The organism is Intestinibacter sp. (assembly GCF_022780145.1).
GTDB lineage: Bacteria > Bacillota > Clostridia > Peptostreptococcales > Peptostreptococcaceae > Intestinibacter.
In genome coordinates this window covers 1-18,979 of the sequence record NZ_JALEXO010000309.1, presented here as the reverse complement: position 1 = coordinate 18,979, position 18,979 = coordinate 1, and the positions used below count along the sequence as shown (strand labels likewise).

Sequence of the window (18,979 nt, the reverse complement as noted above, 5' to 3'; positions counted from 1 at the left end):
CTTAATAATACTTATATATTTTATAGTCCAGGAAGACCTATTACACTATTTAACACGTTTAATATAAGAACTACTGCAAATGCTGAAAATCCAGCAAGTGTTCCACCTATTGTCCATGAATTTAATGTATCTTTAACTGATATACCACCAAATCTAGATAATACCCAGAATCCTGAATCATTTGGAAGTGATAATCCTACTCCACCTGCACCTGTTATTAAAAGTATTAATCCTGCTGAATCTGCAGCTTCTATAACAACCTCTGAAAAGCTCTTTTCAAAGTAACTGTGAAGTAAAGCAAACGCTACCACTGAACCTATTAATAAAGCTATATTTTTGTCACCTAAAAATGATGCTACTGATACTACCATTGAATCTGCTGGCAATACTGCTTTTACTACATTTGATAATAAGATTATGCATATTGGAAATAATAAAGTAAACATTGATAAACCAAACGATGGTATATTTTCATCGCTTTCTGTTGCTGTTGCTGCTACTTCAGCTTCTGATTTATCCATTTTGAATGCTTCTGCCTTATTAAATCTTTTTCCATATAGCCAACCACCGACTAATATAGCTGGAAATGCACATAATATAGAATAGAATATAAATGCTCCGACATCTGCATTCATATTAGCTGCTACTGACAATGGTCCTGGTGTAGGTATAACCATCGCATGTCCTACTATTGTACCGACACCTAATGCACATATGAATATCATTAATGATTTTTTAGTTTTATCTGCTATGTATTTTACTATCGGCATCATTATAACGAATGCTGCATCCATATAAACTGGTATTGAGATTAAGAATCCTGCTGTTGTCACTGCTATTGCTGCGTTTTTGTCGCCTGTTTTACTAAGTAATCCATTTGCTATAGATTGTGTCGCCTTTGATTCTGACAACACATTACCAAATACAATTCCTAAACCAATTACTATACCTATTGAACCTAAAGTATTACCAAATCCCGCTGATATAGTTGAAGATATGTCACCTATTGGCATACGTACTAAAAATCCTGTTAAAATTGATGTCAATAATAATGCTATAAAAGGATTTAATTTAAATTTAATTATTGAAATTAGCAATATTAATATAGATATTGCGAAAACTATTAATAATCCATAACCTGATATCATTTTCTCCTCCTAAAATTCCTATAAGTTGTTTATTTGCTTTCCTTTATTTTTATTATTTATCGCTTACTTTAACTCCAGCTAATTTTTCAAAATATTGAACTATACCGCTGTGGTCGTCATTCATATGTCCTGATACCTTTAATGCTTGCAGTATTTCAAATAATTGACTAGTAAGTGGTAATGGCACATCTATATCATGAGCTGTAGCCATAACATTTTTTATATCCTTGTGGTTTATTGATATTTTTCCGCCTGGTTTGAAGTTTCCTTCTATCATCATAGGTGCTTTAGCATCTAAAACTGTACTTCCTGCAAGACCTCCTCTTATAGCTTGATAAACTTTTTCTGGATCTGCTCCTGCTTTTTTAACAAGAACCAATGCTTCAGATATTGTAGCTATAGTTAAGTTAACTATTATTTGGTTTGCAAGCTTAGTTACACTACCGCTTCCGCTTTCACCTATTAATAAAGCAGATGATCCCATTACATCGAAATATTCTTTTAATCCATCGAAGTATTGTTGTTCTCCACCTGCCATAAATGCTAATGTTCCGTCGATTGCCTTTGGTTCTCCTCCACTTACTGGTGAATCTATAAATCCAACGTTCATTTCTTTTAATTTAGTATAACAAGTCTTTGATTCTGTTGGAGTAACTGAACTCATATCGCAAACTATAGTTCCTTCTTTTATAGTTTCACATACACCGTCTTTTCCAAATAATACATCTTGTACTATTTTTCCATTTGGTAATATTGTAAATATGACTTCGCAAATTTCCCCGATTTCTTTTAAAGTAGCACTTTTTGCTCCTAATTCCACAAACTCATTTACTACTACTTCATTTAAATCATACACATATAAATCACAACCGGCTTTTAATAAATTCTTAGCCATTGGTCTTCCCATTATCCCTAATCCTATAAATCCTGTTTTTTTCATTTTATTTTTTCTCCCTTCGATTTCTTATGATTTTATTTTACTACATACCGGTATACCTGTAAACGTTTTTCTTTTGTTTTTTTGTGTTTTTTTGAATTTAATAATTTTTTTGTTTACAAATTCACATATTTGTTATAATTTTAATTAGTGATATATAAATTTAAGAAAGGAGATACTATAATGATTGAAATGAAACCTTTACAATTAAAGGCATATGATTATATAAAGGATTTAATATTAACTCATCAATTGCGAGACGATGAAATATATTCTGAAACTAAAATAGCTAAAGAATTAGGTATTTCAAGAACTCCTTTAAGAGATGCAATTCACCATTTAGTAGAAGAAGGATACATAGATATCATTCCAAGTAAGGGATTTAAACTTCATAAAATGACAAAGCAAGATGTGCTAGACACTTTTCAAATAAGATCTGCAATCGAAGGATACTGTACTTTTTACATAACAGAAAATTATAAAACAGAAGAATGTCAACAACTATTTTCTTATTTAGAATACTTGCTTTTTAAGCAAGAGCAAATATTAAATTCTAGTAAATCGATTGAAGAATTTACTCCATTTGATAATAAATTTCATATTGAAATAGTACATCATCTAAAAAATCAATCCTTCAATAAACTATTTGATATGCAGCTTTATAGAATAAAAGCCCTAGCAACATCATCCTTATCTCATGTCGGTAGAATGGAAGATACTTTGAAAGAACATAAAAAAATATTCAATGCTATGACTAGTGGAGATGTTGAAAATATATACAAAATTACTATGGAGCATATGCAAAATCCTCTTTATATCAACCTTGAAGATTTATCATCTATTGAATAAAATTTGTTAATTTTTTATTTTTATTTCACACAAAAAACAGGCAAATATGTAAACCTTATTTTTTATAAAGTTTATTTATTTGCCTGTTCTAAATTTTATTTATATTTTCCTGTTTTTAATTTTTTATAATGAATACTTTTTTATTTGTAAACAATTTTAGATAAATCGCATATAGTTAGCATAGTGTCGTAGATTTGTTTTAATAATCCTAATCTATTTGCTTTTATAGCTTCGTCTTTATCCATTATCATTACATTGTCGAATAAGTTATCTACAAGTGGTTTTATTGAAGCAAAGGCATCTAATGCTTTATTGTATTCTTTATTAGCTAAGAATCCTTCAACTTGTGATTTTATTTCTTTAAATCCAGCATTTAATTTTATTTCTGGATCTTCTTTTAATAATGCTTCGTCTACTTTATCAGACTCAGCTTTTTCAGCTAATGTAGATACTCTGTTGAATGCTGTTAACATTTCAACTAATTCTTCTTTTTGAAGCCAGTTGTTTAATTCAACTGCTCTAGTATGTATGTCTGATATACTGTTTAAGTTAGAGCTTAATACAGCGTCTATTACATCGTATCTTATTCCTAAATCCTTGAATAGGTTTTTAACTCTTTCAGTGAAGAAGTCCATTATTTGAGCCACTACTTCAGCTTTATTGAATTCTAAGTTATCGTAGTTGTCAAGAGCATCGCCAACTAATTTTTCTAAGTTTATGTCTAATTTCTTATCTAGTAATATACTTAATATACCTAAAGCTTGACGTCTTAGAGCATATGGGTCTTGTGAACCTGATGGTTTTATTCCTATTGCGAAGAAGCCTGCTATAGAGTCTAATTTATCAGCTATAGATAGAGCTATACCAGCTTTAGTTTCTGGAAGTATATCTCCTGCAAATCTTGGTAGGTAATGTTCGAATATAGCTTCAGCTACAGCGTCATTTTCACCACAAACCTTAGCGTATTCACGTCCCATTACACCTTGAAGTTCAGTAAATTCAAATACCATATTAGTTACTAAGTCGGCTTTACATAATTTAGCAGCTCTCATAGCATCGTTTAGTATTTCTTTTTCATCAAGAGTATCTACTATATCTTCTACTAATTTTTCTATTCTTAAAGTTTTATCGTATACTGTTCCTAATTTAGCTTGGAATACAACAGTTTTTAAGTTTTCTACAAATGATTCTAGTGGTTTTTTGATGTCTTCTTTGTAGAAGAATAGAGCATCTGCAAGTCTAGCTTCTAGAACTTTTTCATTACCAGCTTTTACTAAATCTAATCTGTTATCTCCTCCATTTCTAACTGCTATAAAGTATGGTAATAGCTTACCATCCTTAGAAACAGGGAAGTATCTTTGGTGGTCTTTCATTGGAGTTGTTACAACTTCTTTAGGAAGTTTTACATAGTCTTTATCGAATTCCCCATAGAAAGCAGTAGGATATTCTACTAAATAAGTTATTTCTTCTAGTAAATCATCTTCTATTTCAACTACTCCACCTAAAGATTTTGCTACTTCTTCAGATTGAGTTTTTATAGTTTCTTTTCTTATATTTTGATCTAAAACTACATAATTATTTTTAAGTGCTTCAAAGTATTCTTCTATTGAATTTACTTCTATTTCCTTTGCACCTAAGAATCTATGTCCTTTAGTTACGTTAGAAGCTATTATACCTTCTAAGTCTATAGGTAGAGTTTCGTCGTTTAATAGAGCTACCATCCATCTTATAGGTCTAGCAAATTTCATATTTTTGCCACCCCAACGCATAGCCTTAGGGAATGTAACGCCTTTTATAGCTTCTGGTACGATTTCTTTTAAAACTTCAGCAGTTGCTTTTCCTTCTTCCTTTAAAGTACCGAATAAATATTCTTCTTTTCCTGCTTGCTTAAAGTATACATCACCTTCAGCTAAACCTTTGCTCTTCATAAATCCTAAAGCTGGCTTTGTAAAGTTTCCATCAGCATCTACTGCTATTTTTTTAGATGGACCTTTTACTTCTTCTTCAAGATCTGCTTGGTTGTCGCTTATTTTGTTTATTACAAAAGTAAGTCTTCTTGGTGTTGCATAAGTTTCTATATCTCCAAATTCAACTCGATTTTCAGTTAATGATTTTTGTAAGTTTTCTTTTATTTGTGCTAGTGTAGATTCAACAAATCTTGATGGTAATTCTTCTACACCAATTTCTAGTAAAAAGTAATTTTTCATTATTTGTCACCTTCCTTTATAAGAGGGTATCCCATTTCTTTTCTTTGTTCTACATAAAGTTGAGAAACAGCCTTTGCCATATCTCTAACTCTTCCTATGAATGAAGCTCTTTGGCTTACACCTATTGCTCCATTTGCATCTAGAGTATTAAAAGTATGTGAACATTTTAAAACATAGTCATAAGCTGGTATAACTAGTCCTTTTTCTATTATTCTCATAGCTTCTTTTTCGTATATATCAAATAAATTGAATAGCATTTCTGCATCACATTCTTCAAATGCGTACATTGAGTTTTCGTATTCTTGTTTTTTGAATACTTCTCCATAAGTTATAGAATCATTCCATTTTAAGTCATATACACTATCTACATCTTGTATATACATAGCAATTCTTTCTAAACCATATGTAATTTCGCCAGTTTCTAATTCACATTCTATACCACCGACTTGTTGGAAATATGTAAATTGAGTAACCTCCATACCATCTAGCCAAACTTCCCATCCAAGTCCCCAAGCTCCAACTGTAGTTGATTCCCAGTTATCTTCAACGAATCTTATGTCGTGTTCTAATGGATTTATACCTATAGCTTCTAGACTCTTTAAATATAAATCTTGTATGTCATCTGGTGATGGTTTTAATATAACTTGGAATTGATGATGTTGATATAATCTATTTGGATTTTCACCATATCTACCATCTGCAGGTCTTCTAGATGGTTCAACATAACATACACTCCATGGTTCTGGTCCTAGAGAACGTAAAAGTGTATTTGGGTTCATAGTACCTGCACCTTTTTCGACATCATAAGGTTGCATCATGATACATCCTTGCTTAGCCCAATAGCTTTGTAGAGCAAGTATCATTTCTTGAAAATTCATAATAATACCTCCTGTATAATATACTACTATATTATAAATATTTATTTTATAAAAATTTATTTATTTTGTAATAATAACATTAAAGCCTCCCGTTTACACGAAAGGCTTTTAAAGTTCTTCGTTAATACGATTAGGATAACAAAAGTGGTCTAGTTTGTCAATATTGTTCGTATTATAGACATTTTAATATCTATTATTGATCACTTTTTTTGTCTAGATTTATCACTATTTCGTCTACTTCTTCTGGTTTTATCTCGTCATTAGAAGAAGTTTTAGGTTCTTTTGATTTGTTTTTATCTATAATATCTTTTACGTCTTTTGCTTTTCCTGAAACCATGTCTTTTATAGTGTTAAATTTATCTTCACTAAATTCACCTAAATCTATAACTGTGTCTCCTTCTTCATTTGCTACTTTTATTTTACATTTTGAAAGTACTGCAGCTGATAGTCCAACTAAAGTAAGCATTGGCCCTATTATGGCACCGACTACACCTATAGCAAAAGGTATATTTAACATTGTTTTGCCATCTCTTTCAATTATTACTCTAACTACACTGCTCTTTTTAATTAGATCTAAAATTTGTTCTTTTAATTCATCTGTATTTTTCCCAAATATCTCAGTTGTCTTTTTGTTTTTTTGATTTGATTCACCACAGCTTGTTTCTAAATAGATAATTGCATCTACTACGCTTCCGTCAGTTTTTTCCAAAGCTTCCTTAGCTTGCTTGTATGTTGCATTTGGAAATCTCTCTAATACCTTATCGATAGCTTCTATTGTTACTTGACTCATATTATTCAGCTCCCTTTTTGTTTTCTATACTTTCTATTAAGTTTAATGATTTAAAGCCTCTGTTGTCAACATATTGATTTAAATATCTTTTTAATATTTTATCTAGCTCTTTAACTATATATTTTGATACCTTCGCCTTATTACACGTCAAAATATCATTATTTAATATATATTCCATTAGTCTAATTGTTGTTAAATCTATTTTCATATTGTATTCGAAAAAATCTCTACATTTTTCGCATATTGCTCCACCTTCATATATATTAAACACGCTGTTAGTCAAATTTTTATTGCCACAATTACTGCATCTATTGACTATTGGTCTAAATCCTATGTAATCTAAAAATTTCAATTCAAATGCGTCCTTTATAAATACTTTATCTATGTCCTCTTTAGCATATAGATACAAGGTCTGTGCCAATAAAATAAACATCCTATTATTGGTAACTTCATCTTCTACATTATAATTAATAAGCTGCACAGCGTATGTAGCGTATGAAAATCTATCTAAATCATAAGATATCTCGTAAAAACTCTTTATAATTTCACTTTGGACTACTCTATACATATTGCCCTGCTTCTTCAATGTAAAATTAGAATATGCAAAAACTTGACAAGATGTTAGTAAAGCACTCTTAGTCCTTCTAGCACCTTTAGCAATTGCAGATAGCTTGCCTAGCTTTCGTGTAAATATAGTTAATATCAAATCATTTTCTTTATATTTAACTGCCCTAAGGACTATTCCTTGGGTATTTACAATCACCATTATTATTCAACGTCTCCCTTTTTTTGAACCTTTCTTCGGATAAAGCTCGATAATCGTATAAATATAGATAAGCCTCTATGCTTCCAGTTCTTTTAAAAACCTCCCAAAATAATTTATACATTTAAAAACCCCCTTCTTACATTTTATCTATAGTTTTTGTAAGAAGAGGTCAAAAAATTCATATATTTAAGAAACAATATTTGACAAAAATATTGTCGTAATTACAAAGAATAATACTACACCTATCATATCTAATAAAACAGATATAAGTGGTGAAGATATTATAGATATGTCTCCTGATAGATGTTTTAGCATTAAAGGCGTAAAGCTACCTATCATAGCTCCTACGATCATATTAATCCATACGCAAATTCCTATTACTATAGCCATATTCCAATTGTTTAAAATGACTCTGGCCATTAAACCTATAATAATAGAACATACAAGTCCTGTAATTAATCCTACAGCACCTTCCTTTAATACAGTTTTAAAGTCTATATCCTCCTCATCGTTATTAGATAACGTCATTATCGTCAATGAAGAAGATTGCATCCCAACACTTCCACCCATAACTAATATTACTGGAACGAAGCATAAGAATTTAACATAAGTCAAACCTTCTATAAAAGTTGCATTAGTCAATATCATTGCAGTAAACAGCCCACCTATTACGATAAGTAATAACCATGGTATTCTAGCTCTGACTGATGAAATTATTTGCTCCATCATAGTAGAGTCGGGCTTTTCTGCTACGTCTCTTTCATGTTCAGAAGATCCAGCTAGTTTATATAAATCCTCTGTAGCCTCCTCCTCCATGACATCTATTATATCGTCTACAGTTATTATACCTCTCAATATATTATTTTTATCTACAACAGGAATAGCTAGTAAATCGTACTTAGATACTAACTTCACAGCTAGCTCTCTATCATCATCATCGTAAACTGATATTATGTTTTCACTCATTAAATCAGCAACTACTACAGAATCTCTAGCTGTAATCAACTCTCTAAGAGATAATACCCCTACTAACTTTTCGTCGTTATCGACAACATATATGTAGTAAATAGTCTCAGCATCCTCAGCATTTTTTCTCATATGCTCAATAGCTTCCTTGGCAGTCATATTTTCATTGACTTCTATATATCCAGTTGTCATTATTCCCCCAGTTGATTCTTCTTCATATCCTAAAAGATGTTTTACATCCTCGGCATCCTCTTTATTAAGTAAATTTATTATTCTCTGTCTTTCATCGTCTTCTAGTTCACTTAATATATCAGTCAAATCATCTAAAGACATCTGTTCTAAGATATTTCTGCCGTGTTCTACATCTATTAGAGAAAATATAGATCTAAAAAATTCAGGTCCACTTTCCTCTAAAATCGACGCCGACATATCAATCGGCAAAACTTCGAAAAGTTTTACCTTCATCTCTTCGTCTAAGTCCTCCATTACATCGAAGATATCCATAATATGATATTCTTCTAATAATTCTCTTAGTTCCAATACTTTATTGTTTTCTAATAAATCGAGTACCTGCTCTAACAACAGGTTAGAATCATTGTTTTTCCTATCCATATAATCCACCTTTATTTATCATTATATCCAAAATCACTGATGTAATTTTGTAAATTTCTCCAATTTTCTTTTACTTTTACCCATAATTGAAGATTTATCTTTGAACCTAATAAAAATTCCATATCTTCTCTCGCTGATTTTCCTATGCCTTTTAGCTTTCTACCGTTTTTACCTATTATTATTCCCTTGTGAGATTCTCTTTCACAGTAGATAACAGCAGATATATCTACTATATCTTTGTCTTTTCTAGCTTTCATTTTTTCTATTTCTACAGCAACACCATGTGGTACTTCATCATCTAAATAGTGTAGAACTTTTTCTCTTATTAATTCTGAAACGAGTACCCTCTCTGGTTGGTCTGTTATCATGTAATCAGGGAAGTATTTTGGACCTTCTTCAAGGTATTTTTCTATTACCTTTAGAAGCTCACTTATATTTCTTCCTTTAAGGGCTGATATTGGAACTATTTCTTTAAATAAATCTTCTTTTGAATATAAATTCATCAAATCAAATAGCTCAGCTTCTTCTAGTTTATCTATTTTGTTTAAAACTAAAACTACTGGAGTTTTTATCCCCTTTAAATCTTCTATGATTTTTCTATCTCCAGGTCCTATTTTCTTTGAATCGTCTACTACGAATAATACTAAATCAACATTTTTAAAAGCATCTGTTGCTGATTTTACCATAAATTCGCCTAATTTATTTTTGGGTTTGTGTATACCTGGCGTATCCAAAAATACAATTTGACATTTTTCATCAGTGTACACTGCTTGAATTGTGTTTCTAGTAGTTTGAGGCTTATCACTCATTATTGCAATTTTTTCTCCTACTACGTTATTCATTAATGTTGATTTTCCTACATTTGGTCTACCTACTATACTAACAAATCCTGATTTGAACATTTACATTTTCTCCTAACTTATTATATTTTACTAATTTTTGTCATTGCTTAAAAGTCACCTTTAGCAAAATAATGTGGTAATAAATCCTTTATATTTATTTCTATTATATCTCCTTTTGAACTTCCAGTTATTATTTGTATATCGTCTGCAAATTCAACTATCACTTGTCTACATATTCCGCATGGCCATGTCGGTTGATTCTTATCTGAGTTATCCGATGCCACTGCAAGTTTTACAAATTTCTTTTCACCCTCTGAAATCGCCTTAAATATCGCTGTTCTCTCAGCACAATTAGTCGCTCCAAAGCTAGCACTCTCTATATTACATCCTGTATAAACCTTTCCATCTGATGTCAGTAATGCAGCCCCTACTCTAAATTTTGAATAAGGTACATATGCATTAAATCTCGCTTCTTCAGCTATTTTTAATAATTCTCTACTGTCCATAGGGTCCTCCTAAAATTTACGATAAAATTGCGTAAAACTTCGATTTTACAATTTTACCATAGCATTATTATTATAACACAAAGATTTGATTAACGATTATTTATTTACGTTAATTAAAATTTTTTAATAAAAGTTAAATATTTTTATTTGGAATACAAGCATCGCTATCAATATTCCCAATAAAGCTCCTGCTACTGTCTCCCAAAATGTATGTATCTTACCCTCGATTCTACTCTGAGCCACCAAGACAGCCATTATATATCCTAAAACTGCAGCAATTGGATTTTCGACCATCATAGTTATAGCTGTCGCAAGTGCAAATGCAAGTGCTGCATGGCCACTCGGCATACCTCCCTGAAGAGGAGTACCAGTAGCCGTAAGAGCCTTGACTACAACTACTGCGATTAAAACCAATACAATACATATCAAGGTTACATGAGGATCTGATTTTCTAATCGATACTATGACCGATTGTGAAAGAAGCACAAATTTATCATAAAAAATTAAATATCCCACAGCCACAGCATTTAAAGAGGAAATTAAAACTCCACCTGCAGCAACATCCTTTGCAATTTTTGCCAATGGATGAATTTCATTTGTAGTTAAATCTACTGCATTTTCTACAGCAGTATTAAACATCTCTGATACTATTACTAAGCTTATAGAAAGAAGTAGTATCATCATCTCTACCCTGCTCAAATTTAAAAATAAACTTATTAAAAGTACCAATACAGCTGTAACATAGTGAATTTTCATATTTCTCTCGTGCTTGAAAGTATATATAACACCTTCAATAGCTGCATTAAATGCTTTTATAATATTTTGGCGTGGTTTGTTTCTTTTCATAAAAACCTACTCCCTTGTTATTCCTAACTTATTTAGAATATACTCTTCCTTTTGTCTCATTTCCTTAGTATGCTCTTCAGTATCGTGGTCGTATCCTAGTAAATGGAACATACTGTGGCAAACTAAGAAGCATACCTCTCTCTCAAAGCTGTGGTTGTACTCTCTGCTTTGTTCGAAGGCTCTTTCTAGAGACACAACTATATCACCTAGAGATTCTTCTCCAAATTCTACATCGAATTCATCTTCTACTAAAAGAGGAAATGATAGTACATCTGTAGCTCTATCTATACCTCTGTATTCTTTATTTAATTGATGTATTTCTTTATTGTCTACAAAAGATAAGCTTACTTCATAATTATCGTCATAATCTTCATAATCTAAACATTCTAGTATAATATCTTTTATTTTTTCTATTAAATCTTCACTAACTTCTAATTTATCTTGTCTATCGTCTATTATTAATTCCATAAATTCACCTACTATTTAATATTTTTCAAGCCCTATATTATTTTATTATCTTTTAGAGCTTTTTGCATTCTTTTCTTTTTCTCTTTTACTTCTTTTATATTCTTCTCTTTTTTCAAATTTTTCATAAGCCTTGATTATTCTTTGAACTAATTCATGTCTAACTACGTCTTTTTCTGTAAGCTCTATTTTACCTATACCTCTTACATCGCTCAATATATTAGTAGCTTGAATTAGACCGCTTTTTTTGTTGTCTGGAAGGTCTGTTTGAGTTATATCTCCTGTAACTACAGCCTTAGAGCCAAATCCAAGTCTTGTCAAGAACATCTTCATTTGTTCTGGTGTTGTATTTTGGGCTTCGTCTAGTATTATAAATGCATTGTCTAGAGTTCTACCTCTCATAAATGCAAGTGGCGCAACCTCTATAGTTCCTCTTTCTAGGTATTTATTTACTCTATCTCCACCTAACATATCAAATAGAGCATCGTAAAGTGGTCTTAAATAAGGGTCTACTTTATCTTTTAGATCTCCAGGTAAAAATCCCAAACTTTCTCCAGCCTCAACTGCCGGTCTAGTCAAGATAATTCTGCTGACTTCATCCTTTTTAAATGCGCTTACTGCCATAGCTACTGCCAAATAAGTTTTACCTGTACCAGCTGGACCTATTCCAAAAGTTATATCATTTTGATTTATAAGCTCTATATATTTCTTTTGACCTAAAGTTTTAGGTTGAACTGCCTTTCCCTTTTTAGTCACTACGATGACATCTTCTAATTCCTTTATTTGCATCTCACTGCCTTCTAGTAGTAGAGATAAGCTGTATGTCACAGATTGTCTATCTAGAGATTTTCCATTAATAACTGTCTCTTGCAATTCTGTCATCAATTTATAGGCTAATTCTACGTTTTTTTCTTCGCCCATTAATACAATATTTCCTTCTCTTAAGATAACATCAATACTCAATGTATCTTCTATTAATTTAATATTTTCATCGAAATTTCCAAATATTTGTCTTTCAAATTCCTGTTCTTCTATTAAAAATTTTTTTTGTACTATCAACTAAGTTATGCCTCCTTAAAATGTTTATCATAAGTAATTTTTAATTTATTGATTACTTTGTTCGCTGTCTTCTTTTTTATTTTTATCGTACTCGTTTTTTACATCATCTATAGGTCTCTTTTCTGGATTAGATGGAATAGACTCTCCATCTTCTGTTTTACTTTTTTCTTGTAAAATTTTATTGATTTCTGTTTTATTTAGAGAATATACTTTTGATATATCTTCACTTGCTTGTACTGTTACAATATATTCTAACATATTTTTGTCTACTTTATGTTTATAATTTACATCTCTTACTTTTGCAGATGCCGGCATCATGTAGTATAATTCCTTCAAAGCCTTTTGTTTCAATTCATCTTTTAGATTATCCACATCTATTTTTACGTCTTTTTTCTCAACCTCGTAAAACGTACTTATCAAAATTTTTATTGGAAAAGTATAATTTCCTAACTTAATTTCTTTCATATTATTTTCAATTACATAGTTCTTATATTTTATATTTCTCATTATTTCGTATTTATTATCATAGAAAGTTATGGTATAAACATTTTTGCTCTGTCCCGTCTTTTTATTTTGAGTCTGTATGTAAGGCTTTTTTTGATCACTTTCGTAAAAAGTAGTCGCCCAAACCTCGGGCATAGACGATGTATTGGCACCCTGAATTAGCAAATCTCCTTTTTTGACTATATCACCAGCTGATACAACTGCATCTCCACTTCTAGCGATTACTTTTTCTATTATACCATTTTTAGCTGCTATGATATTACAATAATTAGAATTTACCTTTTGAGTTTTTTCGTCGTCCTTTTTTGTAACTGTCACAAATACGTTTGTTCCATTTACATTTATGGATAAATAAGCTACCTCATCTATTTCTTGCATTATATGGTCTCTAATAGTCTTTCTATCGATTGTTTTTTTATAGACTCCTGGCTTTAATCCACATTCTTTTAGTTCATCCTGCAAAACGTCCTTGTCTATTCCCTCTGGGCAATCTATATATATGTCTGTTACAAATTGAGTTGTAACTAGAAGCAATAAAAGCGATACAATACCTGCAAGCAACATAATTTTGTACCTATATATTCTCTTTGCTAGAAATGGAATCCCTGTTTTCTGTTTTATTTTTACATCAAATTTATTACCTCTATATATATTTTTTACTTTTTTAAAATCACCTCTAGATACACTAAATTCTACCTTTGTTCTGTTTATCCTAGTTACGTTGTAAATAGAGATCTTATTTTTGCATATAAAATTTAAATATTTTTCTGTATCTATCCCCTCTACAACTAATACATAATATCCCTTTATATAGTTAATCAACGCTTTTCCCCCTCTAATCGACATATTCTAGAGAATATATTATTCCCTTTATGCCTATTTCACCCTCATTTATATATTTCAAAACTAATTTATCTCCTGTTATTTTAACTATTTTTTCCTTTGTTTTTATTCTTATCAAATTATTATCATATTCAACTATATTTAAATAATTTTCTATACTCAAAAATTTATTGCTCACTATAGTGATAATCGGCTTTACAACCTGTAAATCTGATGATATATCCATAAAATACCTCCTTTAAAAATGAGTTTCTTCATATATTTTATGAATTTTATAATCTATAAATGTGATATTTAATCAAAAAAATACTACCTCTATTTAGGTAGTTAGATTTACTCAGATTATTTATTCAATATCCAAATAAAATAGTTTAAAACCATCGCATATGTAATCCAAATTAAGTAAGGTACATTTAGTAGAGCTGCTTTTACATTTACATTAAAAAATGTATAAATCATAGCCATCAAAATTAACATCAATATAAAAATTTCTACTAGCGCTACAAATCTCAAATTAAATCCAAAAAATAAAACGCTCCACAAAAAATTTAACGCCAATTGAAGGTAGTAAAAAAACGAAGCTTCTTTTATCTTTTGAGTACTTTTTTGAGATTTTATTACTATGTAATACGATATTCCCATCAAAACATATAAAATCGGCCATACTATTTGAAATACATCGCTACTTGGAGCAAAGTCCGGCTTTATAAGCTGTAAATATTGAATTTCAAAGGAGGTTTGAGATATTAATGTAGATATCAAAAAACTCAAATAACCTATTAAAATCGGAATCAAGACACATATAATAAATTTCTTTATTTCTTTTACTGATATAATCAAGTACTTCACTCTCCTAATAATTATTTATAATAATTATGTAAAATATATATAATATATGACTTTAATTCTTCATCAAATAGGTTGTATAAATTTTTATTAAAAGCTTAGATTTTTAGCTATTGAGCTATTTCTATAATTTTTATCACCAGTTACATCTTTGACTAATTTAATAAATGGTGGTAGCTCTACCTCTTCATCTATATCATTAATTTTTATCTCAAGAAGTGCATACTCCTCGCTAAATGAATATGAATCTAATTCAAAATATTGATTTTTGTAGATAAAGCAGTATCTCACTTTAGAAATTTGATGTAGTGAAGTATCCGCCTCTGATAAATAGGCTACATATTCGTCTGGAGTAATTTTATATTCCTTTTCGATGCGCTCTACATTTGAAACATCTCTTTTTTCAGTATAATAAAATGTAAAGCCTTCTTCTTTATTTCCCTTTTGACGTACTCTTCGTTCAACATTTTCATCCTTTTTAACTAGGTAAGTTTGAATTATATTTGAAGCAGAACTGCAACCCATATTATTTATATCCTCTTGAGTTGGTTTTTCGATTAAAAATTTTCTCTCTATTTTTTTAGGTAGAGGTTCTCCAAGAAGATTAAAGACTTCTTCAACAACTCTATCTACCTTTCCTGAAAAATCAGTTGAATTGTCGAAAACTCTCAAATGTGAATGTCCTATCCATGCTTCTAGAGTTTTCTTGTCCTTTACGATAGCCTCTTCAGGCGATTCACTTCTAGCAGCATTGTTTCCAACATCTTCTTTTGATGGATCATTCCAAACATAAAATTCCTCTGCTCCATCAGCTGCAGTTACCAAGTGAAATACAGCATCGTAATAGTCCATTACCTCAGAAAATGTTAAATTTCTCTCTTGTAGCATTTTTTCCATAATATCTCTATCTACATAAGCCAGGCAGTCCAATACTCCTCTATCGTAAAAAATTACCAGCTTATCTGGATCACAATAGTCCGCCATTTTTTCATAAAGCTTTTCCTTGGCTAACTGCTTATCTAGTACAAACTCCTGGAAATCTATCATCGAAATACAATCACCTGGCTTAATACCAGTTAAAATCAACTCTGTAGGAGTCTCCGGCACTATGCACACATGAAATCCTCTATCTTGTAGTATATTTTCTAATAGAGACATAATAGATGATTTTCCAGCTCCTGGCCCCCCTGTAATACAAATTTTCAACATACTTTTTCCCCCTGATTAGTAAACTTTTTATATAATTTAATTCTATCTTAATTATCAAAAAATATCTATTTCGAAAACGTAAAAAGGCCTAGAATTATATTCTAGACCTTTTAATCTATTGTAAGTTTTTTCTAACTAATTCATTTATTAGCTTTCCATCTGCACGCCCTTTTACCTTAGGCATTATAGATGACATAATTTTCTTCATATCCTTCATAGAAGTAGCTCCTACTTCAGATATAGTAGAAATTACGATTTCGTTTAGTTCTTCTTCGCTTAATTGTTGAGGTAGGTACTCTTTTAAAACTTCTATTTCAGCTTCTGCTTGACTTACTAAGTCATCTCTATTAGCTTTTTTGAAATCTCCTAGAGAATCTCTAGTTTGTTTTAATAGTTTAGCTATAAGATCTGTTATTTCAGCATCTCCTAGCTCAACCCTATTATCAACTTCATATTGCTTAATTGAAGCCCTAATTAAAGTTACTACTGATTTTCTAGTATTATCTTTGTTTTTCATAGAAGACTTAAGATCTTCTTGTAACTTTTGTTTAAGGGACATTCCCTTCACCTCTTTATTTCATATTACTATCTTTTAGCATTTTTTCTTCTAGCTGCTTCAGCTTTTTTCTTACGTTTAACACTTGGTTTGTCATAGTGTTCTCTTTTTCTTACTTCTGACATTATGCCAGACATAGCACATTGACGTTTAAATCTTCTTAAAGCACTATCTAATGATTCATTTTCTCTTACTCTTACTTCTGACATTCTTTTTCCCTCCCTCCGATCTCGCGAATTATGTATAAAGTCACAAAGGCCCTTACAAAACCTCTGCAATTTCATACTTGTATATTATAAACTATATTTATACTTTTATCAAGTATTTTAATTAAATATACAAATGAAATATTAATACACAAGAAAATCTCTACTTAAAAATCAGTAAAATTTATTATTTTGCTTCTTTTTCATACATTGGAAGCTTTTTACCAGCTAATACATGGAAATGAATATGTTTTACTTCTTGGCCACCATCTGAACCACAGTTGTTTATTATTCTAAATCCTGCATCTGCAAAACCTTTTTCTTTTGCTATTATATTAATGACTTTGTGAATATGTGCAATAATATCCATATCTTCATCATTTACGTCTAAAATACTATCATAATGTTTTTTAGGTACTACTAGAATATGATATGGTGCAACAGGATTTATATCGTTGAATGCTAAAACCTTGTCATCTTCATATACTATATCTCCTGGTATTTCTCCAGCTATTATTTTACAAAATAAACAGTCCATCCCTTATACACCTCCTTTGTTGATTATATTTATTTCTACATACTATACTAAAATTCCTTCTAAGAATTCATTTTTTACGTCTATTATTTTTACTTTTAAAATCTGTTCTGTTATATCTTTATCGCTTTGTACTATAACTTTAACGTAATTTTCTGTTAAACCTTCATATTTATCGTGTCCAACTTTTTGTTCAAATAATACATTGAATTCTTTATTTAGCATTTTTTCTCCAAATTTTTTGAAGTTAATTTTATTTAGTTCAAGTAGCTTTTCACTTCTATCGTGTTTTGTATTTGGATCTACTTGATTTTCCATAACTGCTGCTGGTGTTCCTTTTCTTGGAGAATATTTGAACACGTGCATATGAGTAAGCTCTATGTCCTTTAGGAATTTATATGTTTTGTCGAATTCTTCCTCAGTTTCTCCAGGGAATCCCACTATAACATCTGTAGTTATAGATACATTAGGTATAGTAGATCTAAGTCTATCTACTATTTCTTTGTACTCTGCTGTGTTGTATCTGCGTTTCATTCTCTTAAGAGTTTCGTCGCATCCACTTTGTAGAGATAGATGGTAGTGAGGGCAGACCTTCTTCATAGATGAAACTGCTTCTACAAATTCATCTGTAAATAGTATAGGTTCTACTGAGCTAAGTCTGATTCTCTCTATGCCGTCTATATCGTTGATACTCTTTATTACATCTAAAAGCTTCACATCGCTGTCCTTTATATCTTTTCCATAAGATGCCACATGTATACCTGTAAGCACTACTTCTTTGTAGCCGTTATCTGCAAGAGTTTTTACTTCGTGTATTATACTTTCTAAATCTCTACTTCTAACTCTACCCCTCGCATATGGAATTATGCAGTATGAACAGAATCTATCGCAGCCGTCTTGGATTTTCATGAAGGCTCTAGTCTTTCCGTTAGTTTTGTTTATTTCGATTTCTTCAAAGGCTTTTACCTTCATTATATCGTCTACTGTGCTGACTTTCGCATGGCAGTCGATTTTTTCGACTTCTTCTACTATTTTACGTCTGTCGTTTGTACCCATTACTAGGTTTACTTCATCTATTGAAAGTATTTCCTCTGGTGATACCTGTGAATAGCATCCAACTACTGCTATTATAGCGTTTGGATTTTTCTTTTTAACTCTTCTTATATATTGTCTTGATTTTCTGTCACTCATATGAGTTACTGTGCAGGTATTTATAACGTAGACATCTGCATAATCTTCTGTCTCTGCCTTTTCGTATCCTTTCTTTTCGAATAGCTCGATCATTGCCTCTGTCTCGTATTGGTTTACTTTACACCCTAGAGTATAAAATGCCACTTTTTTCATTAAATATTTCCTCCTAAGTCACTTAATTCATATAAAACTATGGAAGAAGCGACTACTGATGCCGT

At 30.8% G+C, this 18,979-nt stretch carries 21 protein-coding genes; 1 reads left to right on the top strand and 20 read right to left on the bottom strand.

The annotated features are described in order from the left end of the window. Positions 1-20: 20 nt before the first annotated feature. Together MR593_RS11745 and garR are read right to left on the bottom strand one after the other, a co-directional pair. Positions 21-1,148, bottom strand: a complete 1,128-nt coding sequence (locus MR593_RS11745) for a GntP family permease (protein WP_290693100.1) — start codon at positions 1,146-1,148, stop codon at positions 21-23. A 52-nt stretch (positions 1,149-1,200) separates the two neighbouring features. Further along, entirely contained in the window at positions 1,201-2,109 is a 909-nt protein-coding gene (gene garR / locus MR593_RS11740) for a 2-hydroxy-3-oxopropionate reductase (RefSeq protein WP_290693102.1), read from the bottom strand. A gap of 159 nt (positions 2,110-2,268) precedes the next feature. Here garR and MR593_RS11735 point away from each other — a divergent pair, with 159 nt between their 5' ends. Next, positions 2,269-2,934 (top strand): GntR family transcriptional regulator, encoded by a 666-nt coding sequence (locus MR593_RS11735; protein ID WP_290693098.1) that lies wholly within the window; start codon positions 2,269-2,271, stop codon positions 2,932-2,934. A gap of 140 nt (positions 2,935-3,074) precedes the next feature. On the opposite strand, the gene glyS is transcribed toward MR593_RS11735, so the two are convergent. The 18 genes from glyS to mtaB form a co-directional block, all read right to left on the bottom strand. Further along, on the bottom strand, positions 3,075-5,141 hold the full coding sequence (gene glyS / locus MR593_RS11730) for a glycine--tRNA ligase subunit beta (RefSeq protein WP_290693096.1): 2,067 nt from the start codon (positions 5,139-5,141) through the stop codon (positions 3,075-3,077). After that, positions 5,141-6,019 (bottom strand): glycine--tRNA ligase subunit alpha, encoded by an 879-nt coding sequence (gene glyQ, locus MR593_RS11725; protein WP_290693094.1) that lies wholly within the window; start codon positions 6,017-6,019, stop codon positions 5,141-5,143. The genes glyS and glyQ overlap by 1 nt, the downstream gene beginning before the upstream one ends. 193 nt (positions 6,020-6,212) lie before the next feature. Further along, positions 6,213-6,809 (bottom strand): DUF4342 domain-containing protein, encoded by a 597-nt coding sequence (locus MR593_RS11720; protein WP_290693092.1) that lies wholly within the window; start codon positions 6,807-6,809, stop codon positions 6,213-6,215. 1 nt (position 6,810) lies between these two features. Beyond that, a complete protein-coding gene (recO, locus tag MR593_RS11715; RefSeq protein ID WP_290693090.1) occupies positions 6,811-7,575 on the bottom strand; it encodes a DNA repair protein RecO in 765 nt (254 codons plus the stop codon). A gap of 186 nt (positions 7,576-7,761) precedes the next feature. After that, positions 7,762-9,153 carry a magnesium transporter gene (gene mgtE, locus MR593_RS11710; RefSeq protein ID WP_290693088.1) on the bottom strand — a complete coding sequence of 464 codons (1,392 nt, stop codon included), beginning with the start codon at positions 9,151-9,153 and terminating at the stop codon, positions 7,762-7,764. Positions 9,154-9,164: 11 nt separating this feature from the next. Continuing rightward, a complete protein-coding gene (gene era, locus MR593_RS11705; protein ID WP_290693086.1) occupies positions 9,165-10,055 on the bottom strand; it encodes a GTPase Era in 891 nt (296 codons plus the stop codon). A 47-nt stretch (positions 10,056-10,102) separates the two neighbouring features. Then, positions 10,103-10,501: a cytidine deaminase gene (locus MR593_RS11700; protein WP_290693084.1), complete on the bottom strand. Its 399-nt coding sequence runs from the start codon at positions 10,499-10,501 to the stop codon at positions 10,103-10,105. 123 nt (positions 10,502-10,624) lie between these two features. Further along, positions 10,625-11,347 (bottom strand): diacylglycerol kinase, encoded by a 723-nt coding sequence (locus MR593_RS11695; RefSeq protein ID WP_290693082.1) that lies wholly within the window; start codon positions 11,345-11,347, stop codon positions 10,625-10,627. A 6-nt stretch (positions 11,348-11,353) separates the two neighbouring features. Then, positions 11,354-11,815 carry an rRNA maturation RNase YbeY gene (gene ybeY, locus MR593_RS11690; protein ID WP_290693080.1) on the bottom strand — a complete coding sequence of 154 codons (462 nt, stop codon included), beginning with the start codon at positions 11,813-11,815 and terminating at the stop codon, positions 11,354-11,356. Positions 11,816-11,860: 45 nt separating this feature from the next. Continuing rightward, a complete protein-coding gene (locus tag MR593_RS11685) occupies positions 11,861-12,871 on the bottom strand; it encodes a PhoH family protein (protein WP_290693078.1) in 1,011 nt (336 codons plus the stop codon). A 45-nt stretch (positions 12,872-12,916) separates the two neighbouring features. Beyond that, positions 12,917-14,197 carry a sporulation protein YqfD gene (locus MR593_RS11680; protein WP_290693076.1) on the bottom strand — a complete coding sequence of 427 codons (1,281 nt, stop codon included), beginning with the start codon at positions 14,195-14,197 and terminating at the stop codon, positions 12,917-12,919. 13 nt (positions 14,198-14,210) lie between these two features. Continuing rightward, entirely contained in the window at positions 14,211-14,444 is a 234-nt protein-coding gene (locus tag MR593_RS11675) for a YabP/YqfC family sporulation protein (RefSeq protein ID WP_290693074.1), read from the bottom strand. Between the two features lie 116 nt (positions 14,445-14,560). Beyond that, entirely contained in the window at positions 14,561-15,067 is a 507-nt protein-coding gene (locus tag MR593_RS11670) for a TspO/MBR family protein (RefSeq protein ID WP_334301813.1), read from the bottom strand. Positions 15,068-15,154: 87 nt separating this feature from the next. Further along, the gene (locus MR593_RS11665; protein WP_290693070.1) at positions 15,155-16,273 is read right to left on the bottom strand and encodes an AAA family ATPase; all 1,119 of its coding nucleotides are present in this window, start codon (positions 16,271-16,273) and stop codon (positions 15,155-15,157) included. Positions 16,274-16,388: 115 nt separating this feature from the next. Further along, complete coding sequence (locus MR593_RS11660; RefSeq protein WP_290693068.1) at positions 16,389-16,832, bottom strand: GatB/YqeY domain-containing protein; 444 nt, start codon at positions 16,830-16,832, stop codon at positions 16,389-16,391. 26 nt (positions 16,833-16,858) lie between these two features. After that, positions 16,859-17,038: a 30S ribosomal protein S21 gene (gene rpsU, locus MR593_RS11655; RefSeq protein ID WP_002844447.1), complete on the bottom strand. Its 180-nt coding sequence runs from the start codon at positions 17,036-17,038 to the stop codon at positions 16,859-16,861. A 184-nt stretch (positions 17,039-17,222) separates the two neighbouring features. Next, positions 17,223-17,573 carry a histidine triad nucleotide-binding protein gene (locus MR593_RS11650; protein ID WP_290693057.1) on the bottom strand — a complete coding sequence of 117 codons (351 nt, stop codon included), beginning with the start codon at positions 17,571-17,573 and terminating at the stop codon, positions 17,223-17,225. A gap of 42 nt (positions 17,574-17,615) precedes the next feature. Then, the gene (gene mtaB / locus MR593_RS11645; protein WP_290693055.1) at positions 17,616-18,914 is read right to left on the bottom strand and encodes a tRNA (N(6)-L-threonylcarbamoyladenosine(37)-C(2))-methylthiotransferase MtaB; all 1,299 of its coding nucleotides are present in this window, start codon (positions 18,912-18,914) and stop codon (positions 17,616-17,618) included. Positions 18,915-18,979 lie beyond the last annotated feature (65 nt).

Excerpts from the sequence above, each read along its gene's own strand:
- MR593_RS11720 (WP_290693092.1), bottom strand. The coding sequence starts at position 6,809 with ATGAGTCAAGTAACAATAGAAGCTATCGATAAGGTATTAGAGAGATTT.
- glyS (WP_290693096.1), bottom strand. The coding sequence starts at position 5,141 with ATGAAAAATTACTTTTTACTAGAAATTGGTGTAGAAGAATTACCATCA.
- MR593_RS11700 (WP_290693084.1), bottom strand. The coding sequence starts at position 10,501 with ATGGACAGTAGAGAATTATTAAAAATAGCTGAAGAAGCGAGATTTAAT.
- MR593_RS11650 (WP_290693057.1), bottom strand. The coding sequence starts at position 17,573 with ATGGACTGTTTATTTTGTAAAATAATAGCTGGAGAAATACCAGGAGAT.
- MR593_RS11735 (WP_290693098.1), top strand. The coding sequence starts at position 2,269 with ATGATTGAAATGAAACCTTTACAATTAAAGGCATATGATTATATAAAG.
- MR593_RS11660 (WP_290693068.1), bottom strand. The coding sequence starts at position 16,832 with ATGTCCCTTAAACAAAAGTTACAAGAAGATCTTAAGTCTTCTATGAAA.
- ybeY (WP_290693080.1), bottom strand. The coding sequence starts at position 11,815 with ATGGAATTAATAATAGACGATAGACAAGATAAATTAGAAGTTAGTGAA.
- MR593_RS11695 (WP_290693082.1), bottom strand. The coding sequence starts at position 11,347 with ATGAAAAGAAACAAACCACGCCAAAATATTATAAAAGCATTTAATGCA.
- MR593_RS11665 (WP_290693070.1), bottom strand. The coding sequence starts at position 16,273 with ATGTTGAAAATTTGTATTACAGGGGGGCCAGGAGCTGGAAAATCATCT.
- recO (WP_290693090.1), bottom strand. The coding sequence starts at position 7,575 with ATGGTGATTGTAAATACCCAAGGAATAGTCCTTAGGGCAGTTAAATAT.
- mgtE (WP_290693088.1), bottom strand. The coding sequence starts at position 9,153 with ATGGATAGGAAAAACAATGATTCTAACCTGTTGTTAGAGCAGGTACTC.
- era (WP_290693086.1), bottom strand. The coding sequence starts at position 10,055 with ATGTTCAAATCAGGATTTGTTAGTATAGTAGGTAGACCAAATGTAGGA.
- mtaB (WP_290693055.1), bottom strand. The coding sequence starts at position 18,914 with ATGAAAAAAGTGGCATTTTATACTCTAGGGTGTAAAGTAAACCAATAC.
- rpsU (WP_002844447.1), bottom strand. The coding sequence starts at position 17,038 with ATGTCAGAAGTAAGAGTAAGAGAAAATGAATCATTAGATAGTGCTTTA.
- MR593_RS11745 (WP_290693100.1), bottom strand. The coding sequence starts at position 1,148 with ATGATATCAGGTTATGGATTATTAATAGTTTTCGCAATATCTATATTA.
- MR593_RS11675 (WP_290693074.1), bottom strand. The coding sequence starts at position 14,444 with ATGGATATATCATCAGATTTACAGGTTGTAAAGCCGATTATCACTATA.
- glyQ (WP_290693094.1), bottom strand. The coding sequence starts at position 6,019 with ATGAATTTTCAAGAAATGATACTTGCTCTACAAAGCTATTGGGCTAAG.